Annotated in this window: 13 protein-coding genes; 10 read left to right on the top strand and 3 right to left on the bottom strand. The window is 72.3% G+C overall.

From position 1 onward, the window contains the following. The first annotated feature begins 10 nt into the window (after positions 1–10). Positions 11–379, top strand: coding sequence for a VOC family protein (locus tag BR70_RS0110610; RefSeq protein WP_027466046.1), 369 nt, complete (start codon positions 11–13; stop codon positions 377–379). On the opposite strand, the gene BR70_RS0110605 is transcribed toward BR70_RS0110610, so the two are convergent. Beyond that, complete coding sequence (locus BR70_RS0110605) at positions 360–917, bottom strand: YbaK/EbsC family protein (RefSeq protein WP_027466045.1); 558 nt, start codon at positions 915–917, stop codon at positions 360–362. The genes BR70_RS0110610 and BR70_RS0110605 overlap by 20 nt on opposite strands. A 41-nt stretch (positions 918–958) precedes the next feature. Between BR70_RS0110605 and BR70_RS0110600 the strand changes: the two genes are divergently transcribed. The 5 genes from BR70_RS0110600 (at position 959) to BR70_RS0110575 (ending at position 7,251) form a co-directional block, all read left to right on the top strand. Next, a complete protein-coding gene (locus BR70_RS0110600) occupies positions 959–1,612 on the top strand; it encodes a CatA-like O-acetyltransferase (RefSeq protein ID WP_027466044.1) in 654 nt (217 codons plus the stop codon). A gap of 39 nt (positions 1,613–1,651) precedes the next feature. Then, on the top strand, positions 1,652–2,674 hold the full coding sequence (locus BR70_RS0110595; protein ID WP_027466043.1) for a Gfo/Idh/MocA family protein: 1,023 nt from the start codon (positions 1,652–1,654) through the stop codon (positions 2,672–2,674). Then, a complete protein-coding gene (locus tag BR70_RS0110590) occupies positions 2,671–3,696 on the top strand; it encodes a Gfo/Idh/MocA family protein (protein ID WP_027466042.1) in 1,026 nt (341 codons plus the stop codon). The genes BR70_RS0110595 and BR70_RS0110590 overlap by 4 nt, the downstream gene beginning before the upstream one ends. Positions 3,697–3,905: 209 nt before the next feature. Then, complete coding sequence (locus BR70_RS0110580) at positions 3,906–6,101, top strand: acyltransferase family protein (protein ID WP_027466041.1); 2,196 nt, start codon at positions 3,906–3,908, stop codon at positions 6,099–6,101. A gap of 136 nt (positions 6,102–6,237) precedes the next feature. Then, a complete protein-coding gene (locus tag BR70_RS0110575) occupies positions 6,238–7,251 on the top strand; it encodes a LacI family DNA-binding transcriptional regulator (protein WP_027466040.1) in 1,014 nt (337 codons plus the stop codon). A gap of 76 nt (positions 7,252–7,327) precedes the next feature. Here BR70_RS0110575 and BR70_RS0110570 read toward each other — a convergent pair whose 3' ends face one another. Both BR70_RS0110570 and BR70_RS20505 read right to left on the bottom strand, forming a co-directional pair. After that, the gene (locus BR70_RS0110570) at positions 7,328–8,035 is read right to left on the bottom strand and encodes an esterase/lipase family protein (RefSeq protein ID WP_081827347.1); all 708 of its coding nucleotides are present in this window, start codon (positions 8,033–8,035) and stop codon (positions 7,328–7,330) included. A 71-nt stretch (positions 8,036–8,106) separates the two neighbouring features. Next, positions 8,107–8,880, bottom strand: a complete 774-nt coding sequence (locus BR70_RS20505) for an alpha/beta fold hydrolase (protein WP_155896856.1) — start codon at positions 8,878–8,880, stop codon at positions 8,107–8,109. A gap of 82 nt (positions 8,881–8,962) precedes the next feature. Between BR70_RS20505 and BR70_RS0110560 the strand changes: the two genes are divergently transcribed. The 4 genes from BR70_RS0110560 (at position 8,963) to BR70_RS20500 (ending at position 13,075) form a co-directional block, all read left to right on the top strand. Next, on the top strand, positions 8,963–9,445 hold the full coding sequence (locus BR70_RS0110560; protein ID WP_027466038.1) for a hypothetical protein: 483 nt from the start codon (positions 8,963–8,965) through the stop codon (positions 9,443–9,445). Between the two features lie 21 nt (positions 9,446–9,466). Continuing rightward, on the top strand, positions 9,467–10,015 hold the full coding sequence (locus BR70_RS0110555; protein WP_027466037.1) for a dihydrofolate reductase family protein: 549 nt from the start codon (positions 9,467–9,469) through the stop codon (positions 10,013–10,015). A 102-nt stretch (positions 10,016–10,117) separates the two neighbouring features. Then, positions 10,118–11,416: an NAD(P)/FAD-dependent oxidoreductase gene (locus BR70_RS0110550; RefSeq protein WP_027466036.1), complete on the top strand. Its 1,299-nt coding sequence runs from the start codon at positions 10,118–10,120 to the stop codon at positions 11,414–11,416. Positions 11,417–11,839: 423 nt separating this feature from the next. Beyond that, complete coding sequence (locus tag BR70_RS20500; protein WP_051596829.1) at positions 11,840–13,075, top strand: acyltransferase family protein; 1,236 nt, start codon at positions 11,840–11,842, stop codon at positions 13,073–13,075. Positions 13,076–13,153: the final 78 nt, after the last annotated feature.

Raw genomic sequence — 13,153 nt, 5'->3', positions numbered from 1 at the left:
CGTGTCGGCCATGATCGGCACACTCGACGTCGTCGTCCTGGACTGCCCGGACACCCGCGCCCTCGCCCGCTTCTACGCCGAGCTGCTCGGCGGGGAGATCGTCGGCTTCGACGAGGACTGGGCGGAGCTCGCCCTCCCGTTCACCGACCACCGTCCGATCCTGGCGTTCCAGCAGGTCCAGGACTACCGGGCGCCGGAGTGGCCCGGGCAGGCGGTGCCGCAGCAGAGCCACCTCGACGTGAAGGTCGACGACCTGGACGACGGCGAGGCCGCGGTGCTCGCGATCGGTGCGACGGCGACGGGGTCGGGCACGGAGACGTTCCGCGTCTACCTCGACCCCGCGGGGCACCCGTTCTGCCTCATCCGGCCGTCGGACTGACCGGTTCGGTCGCCAGACCCTCGACCACGGTCACGTTCGGCAGCGCGGTGAGTGCGGCGCCGGGCAGGAACAGCTTGGCGGCGCGACGACCGGCACCGATGACCACCTCGGGGGCGCCGAGGACGCGCGCGTCGATGTAGAGCGGCCACGAGGACGGCAGCCCGATCGGGGTGATGCCGCCGTACTCCATGCCGGTCAGTTCGACCGCTTCGTCCATCGGGGCGAAGCTCGCCTTGCGGACGTCGAGCAGCTGCTTCACGACGCGGTTGACGTCGAGTTTGGTCGATGCAAGGACGACGCAGGCGGCGTAGCGGACCTCGTCGCCGCGCTTCCCCGCGACGACGATGCAGTTGGCGCCGCCGGCCAGCGGGTAGCCGTACGCCTCCGAGAACGCGGCGGTGTCGGCCAGGTCGGCGTCGATCGGGGCTCCCTCGATCTTCATGACGACCTCGGTCGGCAACGCGACCAGGGCTTCGGCGACGGGGATCGCGAGGAATCCGGTGGCGACCAGGGCGGGAACACGTTCGAGCGTCGGCATGGCTCCACCGTAGGGAAGCGATCCCGCACGAGGGTGGAGCCATGACCGAACTCCGGGCGATCGACGTCGACCAGTGGCCCCGCCGGGAGCACTTCGAGCACTACCGGCACCGCGTGCCGTGCGCGTACGAGGTGACCGTCGAACTCGACGTCACGGCCTTCGTCGAGCGCGTCCGAGCGACCGGCCGTCGGACCTACGCGTCACAGCTCTGGGCGATCGCGACCGTGGTGAACCGGCACGACGAGTTCCGGATGCAGCTGCTCGACGACGGCTCCCCCGCCGTGTGGGACCGTGTCCACCCGATGTTCACCGTGTTCCACCCGGACACCGAGACGTTCTCCGCCCTGGTCGTGCCGTACGACGACGACTTCGGCACCTTCCACGACGCCGCGGTGTCGACGATGACGGAGTACCGGGACGACACCCGGATGTTCCCGCAGGACGACCGGCCCGGCAACGTCTTCGACGTCTCGACCCTGCCGGGAGCGTCGTTCACCGGCTTCTCGTTGCAGGTGCGCGACGGCTGGGACCACCTGCTGCCGATCATCACGCTCGGCGGGTACCGGACCACTGGTGACCGGACGCTGCTGCCGCTGGCGCTGCACGTCGACCACGCCGCTGCCGACGGCTTCCACGCGACCCGACTGCTGCGTGAGCTCGAGGAGCTCTTCGCCGCCCCTGGCTGGCTCGGCTGACCGTGCCCCTCGTCCCACCGCATCTCCTACGCTGACCCCATGACGTCGCAGTCGGAGACCCCCGCCCGCAAACGCATCGGGCTCGTCGGCGCCGGCGGCATCTCCGTCGCCCACCTGCCCGGGCTGCTCCGCCTGGGCGACGTGGTGGTGCACGCTCGCGAGGGCGCCCACGAACTCGTTGCCGCGTTCACCGACACCGCCCGGGCCGAGGGCAGCACTCTCACCGTCGCCGACAGCCTCGACGAGCTCCTCGCCGGGGTCGACGTCGTCGACGTGGTGGTCCCGACGCACGCCCACGCCGAGGTCGCCCGTGCGGCGATCGCGGCCGGCAAGGACGTCGTCTCCGAGAAACCCCTGGCCCGGACCGACGCGGACGCGGCGGACCTGGCGGCGCGCGCTGCGGACGCAGGCGTGCAGCTCTACCCGGCCCAGGTGGTGCGCTGGTTCCCCGCGTACGCGCGCCTGCACGAAGCCGCGACCACGGGCCTCCTGGGCGACCTGGCGGTGTTGCGGTTCTCGCGGTCCGGCGCCTTCCCCACCCACGTTCCCTGGTTCGGCGACCGCGCGCTGTCGGGCGGGATCGTGATGGACCAGATGATCCACGACCTCGACATCGCACGCTGGGTGGCGGGCGAGGTGACCCGGGTGTCGGCGGTGAGCGTCCGCGCGGGTTCCGAGGCGGAGCCGGTCGAGGCGGCGCACGTCCTGCTCACGCACGAGTCGGGTGCGATCAGCCACGTCGCCGGGCTGTGGGGGCCGCAGCACCTCGCCTTCACGACCGAGTACTCGGTGACGGGGACGCTCGGCAGCCTGTCGCACTCGTCCCGGGCCGAGGAGGACACCCGCAGTGACCTCGCGGCGCCGGCCTCCGTGGACGGTTTCCTGCCGACGGTCGACCCGGCGGACGACCCGTACGCGCTGGAGCTCGCCGACTTCCTCGCCGCGTTCGACGGTGGTGCACCGCCCCGGGTGACCGTGGACGACGGCGTCGCTGCGGTGCGGATCGCGAACGCGGCGATCGCCTCGATCGAGTCCGGCCAGCCGGTGGAGGTGTCGCGGTGACGCTCCGGGTCGGGGTGCTCTCCTTCGCCCACACGCACGCCATCAGCTACCTCGGTGCCCTGGCGGCGATGCCCGACGTCGAGGTGCGCGGCACGGATCCGGACGGCACCTCGACGGGGACGGAACTCGGCGACCTGCGCGGGGCCGAACTGGCACGCGCGCTCGGCGTCGGGTACGCGGACTCCGTCGACGAGCTGCTCGCCTGGGGTCCGGACTCGGTGATCGTCACGAGCGAGAACGCCCGGCACCGCGAGCACGTCGAGCTCGCGGCGGCAGCGGGGGCACACGTGCTCTGCGAGAAGCCGCTCGCGACCTCGTGGCAGGACGGCCTCGCCATCCGCGATGCGGTGGACCGCGCCGGGGTGCTGCTCATGATGGCGTTCCCGGTGCGCTTCGCCTCGGCGTTCGACCGGCTGCGCGCGACGCGGGACTCGGGCGCACTCGGCACGGTGTTCTCGGTGCGCGGCGCGAACAACGGCATGCTGCCCCTCGCCCGGGACTGGTTCACCGACGTCCGGTCGAGCGGAGGCGGCGCCCTCGTCGACCACGTCGTGCACGTCGCCGACCTGATCGACGGGCTGACCGGCGCGGCGCCGGTGTCCGTCACCGCCGTCGCCAACCGGGTGCTGCACGCCGACCGCGCGAACGCCGAGACCGCGGGCCTGGTGACCATCACGTACGACGACGGCACGATCGCGGCGATCGACTGCTCGTGGAGCCGACCGGACACGTCACCGGTGTGGGGCGGGCTGACGCTCGACGTCGCCGGGACCGGTGGCACGGTGTCGGTGGACTTCTTCGGGGCGGCCGCTCGCGGGCTCGACGCGGTCGGGGGCCGGCCGATCGAACTCCGGTACGGACCCGACCACGACCTGCCGATGCTCCGGACGTTCCTGGCAGCCGTGGCATCGGGCGAGCAGCCGCAGCCGGACGTCGGGGTCGGGCTGCGGACGCTGTCCATCGTGCTCGCGGCGCAGGAGTCGGTGCGGACAGGCAGGACGGTGGCGGTCACCCCGGCGTGATGCGGGAGCGCCGCAGCGCGAGTCCGATGTGACCGTCCAGGTCGACGTCGCGCAGCCGCGGCCTCGTCCGCGTGCTCGTCCGCGTCTTCGTCTTCGTCGTCGTCTTCGTCGTCGTCTTCGGAGGCGAGGCGGATTCGCGTCGTGCCGTCCCCGGCGGTATGTTCGGGGCGCGCGGTAGGGACCGCGCATCGTGAGGCAAGGGGTAGCTCGTGACGGTCGCGCCGGCGCGCGCAGCGCGACACGCTCCTGTCGCGCGCCACCGTGCTCGTCACAACGCTCGCCGTCCGGGTGGTGCGGCCGACACCAGGAAGCTGCGACTCGAGATCCAGGCCGTCCGTGCCATCGCCATCGGGGCGGTGGTGCTCTACCACCTGTTCCCCGAGGTGCTGCCCGGTGGCTACGTCGGCGTCGACGTCTTCTTCGTGATCTCGGGCTTCCTCATCACCGCGCACATCGCGAAACCGCTGGCCACCGGCCGGTTCAGCTTCCGGGCCTTCTACGCTCGACGTGCCTGGCGACTCCTGCCGGCGTCGATGGCGACGCTCTTCGTGACCGTGATCCTGACCGCGGTGTTCGTCCCCCGGACGCTCTGGAAGGACTTCACCGAGCAGATCATCGCCAGCGCGCTCTACGTCGAGAACTGGGCGCTCGCGGGCAACGCCGTCGACTACTCCGCCCTGGCGTCCGACGCGAGCATCGTGCAGCACTTCTGGTCGCTGTCGACCGAGGAGCAGTTCTACGCCGTCTGGCCGCTCGTCCTCTGGTTCTGTGCCTTCGTGCGGTACCGGCGCCGACGCCGGAACGGTGTGTCCCTCGCTCCGGCGATCGCCGTCGCGCTCGGCATCGTGTTCGTGCTGTCGTTGGCGTACTCGATCTGGGCGACGGCGCACACCCCGGCGTCCTACTTCCTCACCACGACCAGGGCGTGGGAGTTCGCCGCGGGCGGCCTGCTCTGGCTCGGCCTGCAGCGCGTCCGGATCCCCGCGGCGCTGGCGGCAGCGATGAGCTGGACCGGCCTCGTCCTGGTCGCGACGACCGCGCTCCGGTTCGACGCGTCGACGCCGTTCCCGAGCTGGACGGCGCTCATCCCCATCATCGGGGTCTCGCTCGTCATCGCGGGCGGGATGCCCGAGCCCGCGTGGAGCCCGGCGTTCCTGTACCGGCTGCGACCCGTGCAGTGGCTCGGGGACGTGTCGTACTCGCTCTACCTCTGGCACTGGCCGCTGCTGATCGTGATGCCCTTCGTGATCGGGACCCCCACGGGCGAAGCGACCCCGCTCTGGGCGAAGGGCATCGTGCTCGTCGTCGCGCTCGTCCTCGCCCACTTCTCGCGCCGGTTGATCGAGCAGCCCGTGATCGCGTTCTCCAGCGAGCGCATGCGTGCGCGGCACCCGCGGCACCGCGGCGTCCTGGTGCTCGCGATCGCCGGCATGCTCGTCGTCGCCGTGCCCGCCGCCAGCATGTACTGGTCGGTGGTGCGGGAGGAGACCGCGGGCGCCGCCACCGGGGTCACCGTCACCGCGGACGGCACGCTGACCAGCCGAGCCTGTCACGGTGCCGCAGCGATGCAGCCCGGGGCGGACTGCCCGCAGGTGGACGCGGCCGACATCACGCCCAGCCCGGTGCAGGCGGGGTCCGACGCGTTCGCCGACCAGTCCGGCGCCGGGTGCCAGGTCGCGGGCGACGACACCACGGTCCGGGGCTGCGAGGTCGGCGACCCAGACGGCACCGTGCGGCTGGCGATCGTCGGCGACTCCCACGCCGCCAACTACGTGCCGTCCCTCGAGCTCATCGCGAAGGCGAAGCACTGGAGCCTCACCACCTACCTGCACTCCGGCTGCCCGATGACCCGAGCACTCGTGACCCCGTCGTGCAACACCTGGAAGGCCGACACCCTCGAGCGGCTGCAGCAGGAGCGGTACGACGTCGTGTTCGTCGCCGCGATGTCCCGCACGCCGTGGCCGCACGGCATCATCCGGCACGCCGACGAGATGACGCCCCAGGTCCGCGACGACGCGGCAGGCCAGTACGCGAAGACCTGGGTGCGCCTGCAGCAGGCCGGGTCGAGCATCGTGGCCCTGCGCGACAACCCCGACCCGGGCATCGGCGGCGTGTCCGACGTGCCGAGCTGCGTCGAACAGCACGGCGACGGCGCCGCCTGCGACGTCTCCGAGGCCGACGCGCTGATCGACGACCCGGTTGCGCAGGCCGCGCGGACCACGCCGGGCGTCACGCTGATCGACTCCACGGCGATGTTCTGCGCCGACGGCACCTGCCCCTCGGTCATCGGCGGCGTCGTCGTCTACCGACAGGTGCAACACGTCACGCAGACCTACGCACGATCCATGGCGCCGTTCCTGGAGCCGAAGGTGACCGCTGCGGTCGAGGCCGCCGTCGCCGGCTGAGTTAGCCGCAACGGCCGCGACGGCCGCGACGGCCTCAGCGGCCAGCCGGGTACCGCCGGGTACCGCCGGGTACCGCCGGGTACCGCCCGGGTACCGCCCGGCAGCGCCCGGCAGCGCCCGCGCTACGCTCGTCCCGATGCGCGCAACCGTGCGGGACGTGGCCGCCCTCGCCGGGGTGTCCCCGAAGACCGTCTCCAACGTCGTCAACGGCGGCGTGGTCGTGCGCCCGGAGACCCGCGAACGCGTCGAGCGCGCGGTCGCCGAGCTCGACTACGTGCCGAACCTGTCCGCCCGCGGGCTCCGGAACGGTCGCTCCGGAGCGATCGCGCTGACACTGCCGGAGATGGGCAGCGCCTACTCCGCCGAACTCGCGCAGTCCTTCGTGGAACTCGCCCGCGAACGCGGCTGGGTCGTGCAGCTCGAGCAGACGGGCAACGACCCGGCCCGCGAACGCGAACTGGTCTCCCGTGCCCGCGCACACCTGGTGGACGGGCTGATCCTCAACCCGGTGTCGCTCAGCGCGAGCGTCCTGGCCTCGACCGAGGGACTGCCGCCGACCGTCGTCATCGGCGAGGTCGAGCCCGAGCACGTCGACCAGGTGCACGTCGACAGCCGTGCGGCGGCCGAGCAGGTCACCGAACACCTCATCGCCCACGGGCACCGGCGCATCGCGATCGTCGGGGCGTCGCCCGAGGGTGCGGCGACGGCGACCAGCGAGCTCCGCGAACGCGGGTACGCCGCCGCGATCGCCGCCGCCGGCATCACGCCCGACCCGTCGCTCCGTGTCCCGCTGCCGGCGTGGACCACGAGTTCCACGGCGACGACCTTCGCGGCCTGGCTCGACGAGCACCCCCTGCCCGACGCCGTCTTCGCGTTCACCGACTCGATCGCGTTCGGGGTGCTGCACGTGCTCGCCGCCCGCGGTGTCCGGGTGCCGGACCAGGTCAGCGTCATCGGGTTCGACGACGTCGACGGCGCCGCGTACGCGATCCCGTCGCTCAGCACGGTGTCGTTCGACCGTCGGGCGTTCGCAACGGCTGCGCTCGACCTGCTGACCCGTCGGATCGCTGACCGCGGTGCCGCGCCGGAGACCGTCGTCGTGCCGCACCGGATCGTCGAGCGCGCGAGCGTCGCCGACCGCCCGCGCTGACCGACACGGCCGCCGCCGTCGCCGCCGTTTCGCGCTGACCGACACTTCACGCCGTCGTGCGCCCGTGGCGTGTCGCTCAGCGCGAAAGACCGCCGGACCCGGAGCCGGAACCGGAGCCGCCGCCCCCACCCGGGTCCGCCGCCGCCAGCACCGCCGACCGCGTCCGCGCATCGCCGAGGATCCGGAAGTGCCCACCCACCGGCAACCGCACGTTCGTCGCGCCCTGGAGCTCGCTGCCCTCGGGGATGAGCGTGTCGAACACCCCGTACACCGAGGTGATCCGCGCGTTCGCGTCGAGTTCCCGTGCCAGCCCCGCCAGCACCGGGTCGGCCGCCCGGAACGCCCGCAGGTGCGGCACCGGCGCGAGCCGCGCGTAGACCGAGCCCGCGAAGGGCGTCGACACCGCGACCATCCGGTCGATCCGCTCGTGCTGGTCGAGCTGCGTCATCGCGTACTTGCCGATCAGCCCGCCCTTGCTGTGTGCGAGCACGAGCACGTTCCGCAGGTCCTGTTCCTCCAGGGTCGCGATCACCTCGCGCGCGGAGTCGGGCACGGGCCGCAGGTTGTGCCGCAGGACGGGCAGCACGTGCACCGGGTGCCCCCGGTCGTGGAGCGCGTCCATCAGCGGCCGCATGAAGTGCCAGGTCTCGTAGACGCCGGGCACCACGACGACGGGCTGCCCGGCGCCGGTCCGGTAATCGTCCGCGGTGGTCGGGCCGAGGCTCCGGACCTGCCACCTGGCGGCGTACCCCCAGTCGAGTGCGGCCCACCACGCGCGTCGCACCAGCGGGACACGGCCTGGAGGCCCGGATCGCGCCGTCCGCGCCGCCTCCGTCCCCGACGTGGCCGGCCGGGTCATCGCAGCCCCTCCAGGCGCTCGGCGTTGCGGAACGTCTCGAGGAGGCGCGCGAAGGCGTCCGGCTGCCGTTCCTGCACGTGGTGCGGGCCGGCCAGTTCCACGAAGGTGCCGTTCGGCGCAGCGGCCGCGACCCGAACCGACCAGTCGTGCCGCGCGATCGGGTCCTGGGTGCCGCGGACGACGAGGACGGGCTGCGTCACCTCGGCGATCCTCTGCTCGGTCGGGTAGCGGAGCATCGGTCCGAGCTCTCGCGTGTACTGCCGCATGCTCCGCAGGTAGTCGGTGACCAGGACGCCGTTCATCCGGACCCCCTCGACGAACCCGTCGCGGCCCAGGTCGAGCGCCTGCAGCGGGAGCGATCGCCGCCCGGAGTCGATGACCGGACCGACGAGCACGATCGCCGCGACGGTCTCCGGGTGGCGCCGGGCGGACTCGACCACGACCTGGGCACCCATCGACTGCCCGACGAGCACCAGGTCGCCGTCGACCAGGTGGCGGACGGCCCGCACGACGACGTCGCCGAGCTCCTCGATCGACAGCCGCCGACCGGCCGCGGGCAGCCAGCCGAACCCCGGCAGGTCGACGCTGATCGTGCGGTGCTCGGCGGCGACGGCGCGCTGCGACCGGGCGAAGGACCGGTGCGACATCCCGATGCCGTGGACGAACACGACGGTGGGGTCGGTGTCGTCGCGGACCGGTTGCCGCGACGCCATCGCGTGCAGGCGCACGGGCAACCCGTCGATCCGGACGGTCTCCACAGCAGCGCGCACGAGCCGAGGCTACGCGGCGGTTCGCAGCACCGGGTCAGCCTCGTCATCGGCTGCACACAGCCGCGCCGTGTGCACTCCTGGCATGAGCGACACCACTCCCACCAACGGCCACGAACCGGACGGCTCCGACCCGGCGAACCGGGCGACGACGCCGACCGGCTGGGGCGCCGCCCCGACCCCGACCTCCACGCTCGACGCACCCGCGCCGCAACAGCAGCAGCAGCAGCAGCAGCAGCAGCAGCCGTACCGCGCGGACGCCGGCGCCACGACCCCGGGCGCCTGGGACTCCACCGCCCCGAACGGCACCACCCCCTGGTACGGAGCCGCAGCCGGCGCCGCGAGCCCGACCGACCGCCGCAGCGCAGGCCCGAAGCCCCCGTGGTTCTGGCCGCTCCTCGCCGCGATCGTCGGGCTTGCCGCGCTGCTCGTCGGCGGAGGCGTCGGGTTCGCCATCGGCCACGCGATCGGTGCGGACCGGACACAGTCGACGACGCAGGTGCCCGGCACGAACCGGTTCCCGGGCAACGGCACCGGCCAGGCCCCCGGGTACGGCACCGGGAGCTGACCGGCGGGTACGATCCGTCCCATGCGGAAGACCACTGCCGGTCTGTTCACGTCGGTCGACGGCGTCGTGCAGGACCCCTACGAGTTCCAGTACGACAGCTTCGACGACGAGCTCGGTGCAGCGATGGGTGCCTTCATGGCCCGGACCGACACCGTGCTGCTCGGCCGGAACAGCTACCTGGAGTGGTCCGAGTGGTGGCCAGCCCACCCGGAGGACCCCTTCGGGCAGTGGATCAACCCGATCGAGAAGCACGTGGCCTCCACCACGCTCGGCGACGACCTGACCTGGCAGAACAGCACGCGGATCCCCGGCGACGTCCCCGCGTTCGTGCGCGACCTGCAGCAGCGCGATGGTGCGGACATCGCCGTGTGCGGCAGTGTCACGCTCGTCCGCAGCCTGCTGTTCGCCGGGGTCCTCGACGAACTGCAGCTCATGATCCACCCGGCGATCGCCGGCCGTGGCCGGCGACTGTTCGAACCGACCGATCCGCCCACGCGCCTGCGTCTGGTCGACAGCACCGTGACGAGCAAGGGGAACGTGCTGAACACCTACGGTCGGTTCGACGCCTGACGGACGCACCACGGGCCTCCCGGCCCCACCCGTCATGCGCCCCGGCAAACCGCGCGTACCCTCGATGGTGACCATCCGCACCCGAGGAACACCGGAGCAAGCATGACCCAGGACACCCGCCCGCACGTCGTCATCGTCGGCGGTGGATTCGCCGGTGTGGCCGCCATGCGCGAGCTCGCCGATGCGCCGGTCCGGGTGACCCTGGTCGACCGCCACGTCTACAACATGTTCCAGCCCCTGATGTACCAGGTGGCGACGGGCGGCCTGAACGCCGGCGACGTGACGTACTTCCTGCGCTCGCTCCGGGCCCGCCAGTCGAACGCCGAGTTCCGACACGGCCTGCTCACCGGCATCCGCACCGACGAGAGCATCGCCGAGATGTCCGACGGCGAGCACCTGCACTACGACTACCTGATCCTCGCCAACGGCGTGAACACGAGCTACTTCGGCACTCCCGGTGCGTACGAGTACGCGTACTCGATGTACTCCCGCTCGCAGGCACTCCGCATCCGCGACGAGCTGTTCACCCGGCTGGAAGAAGCGGCGGCGAACCAGGGCCCCGACGAGATCCGCATCGTGATCGTCGGTGGCGGTGCGACCGGCGTCGAGATGGCCGGCGCGCTCGCCGAGCTCCGCGACCAGGCGCTCGTCGGCGCGTACCCGGAGATCGAACGCGGCAACATCTCGATCACGCTCGTGCACCGCAGCGGCGAGCTGCTCAAGCCGTTCGCCCCGCGCCTGCGCCGCTACGCCGCCAAGGTGCTGCGCAAGCGCGGTGTCGTGCTGCGGCTGAACACCGGCGTCTCCGAGGTCAAGCGCGACGGCGTGATGACCGCGGACGGCGAGTTCATCCCCGCCTCGCAGGTGATCTGGGCGACCGGTGTCGCCGCCCACAAGGAGGTCTCCGGCTGGGGCCTGCCGCAGACCCACGGTGGCCGCATCCAGGTGAACGACGACCTGAGCGTGAAGGGCGCCGAGCGGATCTTCTCCGCCGGCGACATCGCGGCGCAGGACGACGCCCTCGCCCAGCTCGCCCAGCCCGCGCTGCAGGGCGGACGACACTCGGCGCGGCAGATCGTGCGCCTGCTCGAGGGCAAGGCCACCGAGCGCTTCAAGTACTTCGACAAGGGCACCATGGCGACGATCGGCACGAACGCCGCGGTCGCCCAGCTGCGCGGCGGGATCACGATGGTCGGCCCGATCGCCTGGCTGGCCTGGGTGTTCGTGCACATCACGAGCCTGCTCGGCGCCGGCAACCGGATGTCGACCCTGACGCACTTCTTCGTCCGCTACGTGTGGTTCATGCGGAAGCGCTCGATCCCGATCGTCGGCGACGTGCGCCCGGTGCGCCCGAACGGCGACCGCGAGCCGGACCCCTGGCAGCTGCAGAAGGCCGAGTAGCCGTGCGCGTTTCCACTTGGTGAGCAGGAACGGTCGGGTCCGCACGTCGGACCCGACCGTTCCTGCTCACGGTGTGCGTGCGGTGGACGCGGGGCGCGACGGCCTGGAGGCGCGGTGCGGGCCGACACGGGCCTCCCGGCCGGTGCGTGGTACGCGGGGCTGGCGCCGACGCGCGGCCAGGACCGTGGGGCCGGCCGACGCGGAACGACGATGTCGCTGTCGCACGACGTCGACATGGTCGCTGCGCGCGCTTCGCAACATTGCGCGCGTGCAACGAACGACGATGTCGATGTCGTGCGACGTCGACACTGTCGTTCGACGTCGGCGCTGACGAGCCTGGTGCACCCCGCTCGTTGAGACTCCTCTTACCCGCGAGGAGGACCCTGGTCGGCGACACGCAACCGAGCAGCGCGGGGAGGGACCATGGCAACGACCACGCTGACCCACGCGCCGACGCAGGCGCAGCCACAGCACCGCACGGCCACCCCGGCGCACTCCGAGGCCGGGTCGCCGCAGGCTCCACCACCTCCGCTGACGCACCGCGCACCCGCGCTCGACGGGCTCCGGACCCTCGCCATCCTGGTCGTCGTCCTGTACCACCTGCACGTGCCGCAGTTCGAGGGCGGCTTCATCGGCGTGACGGTGTTCTTCGTGCTGTCGGGCTTCCTCATCACGACGCTGCTGCTCGGCGAACGGCGTCGCACCGGACGGGTGCGCCTCGGCTCGTTCTGGGTGAAGCGGCTGCTCCGCCTCTACCCGGCACTGCTCGCGCTCATCGTCGTCGGGCTGCTGCTCTGGAACTGGGTCGGTGACTACAAGGGCGCCTCGCTGTCGTCCGGCGAAGCGGCGTTCATCGCGCTGACCTACACGGGCAACCTGTTCCGCGCCTTCTGGGACACCTCGCAGGGCGTCTTCGCGCACACGTGGAGCCTGTCGATGGAGGAGCAGTTCTACCTGGTCTGGCCGCCGGTGCTGGTCCTGCTCGCCGCGCTCCGGGTCCGCCGTCGCTGGCTCCTGGCGGGGCTCGGGGTCCTGGTCGTCGGAGCGTCGGCGGCGTCGTGGGCGAGCTACCGCAGCCCGAGCGGCGGTGCCACGCCCGACGTCTACTTCTCGCCCGTGCTCGGGGTCGTGCCGCTCGCGATCGGCTGCGCACTCGCCCTGCTGCTCGACGACGAACGGGTGCGCGTGCGGGCCGCCGGGGTCCTCGGGCACGTGGCGACCTGGCTCGGTCTCGTGCTGCTGCTCGGGGTGCTGCTCCGGATCGACGACGACTGGACGCAGCACGCGTCGACGTTCGGCATCGTGCTGCCGCTGACCGGGCTGATCGCGGCGGTGACGATCGGCGGGCTGGTCTCGGTCCGCTCCCCCGTGTCCGCCGCCCTGGCCTGGACGCCGGTGTCGTGGTTCGGCCGCCGGGTCTCGTACTCGGCGTACCTCTGGCACCCGCTGGTGATCGCGCTGCTCGGCACCTTCGCGATCGGCCCCTGGGGCACGGTCGGCCTGGTCGGCGCGGTGGTGATCGTGTCGATCGGCGCCGCCTACGCCGTCGAGGTCCCCGTCGAGCGGTTCCGCGCGCGGGTCCGAGCGGGTCGCAGTGCCGCAGCGCCCGCAGCGCCGCCGCACGCGCACGCGCCCGCGCCCGCGCAGCGCATCGAGTGAGCAGAAGACGTCGAGTACGGCCCCCTGACCCGACGCCTTCTGCTCACTGAACGCGGCGGCGAACGGTCACCGTAGGCT

Origin of the sequence: Curtobacterium sp. UNCCL17 (genome assembly GCF_000686685.1) — a bacterium.
Classification (GTDB): Bacteria; Actinomycetota; Actinomycetes; order Actinomycetales; family Microbacteriaceae; genus Curtobacterium; species Curtobacterium flaccumfaciens.
This window is presented reverse-complemented; position numbering and strand designations above follow the sequence as displayed.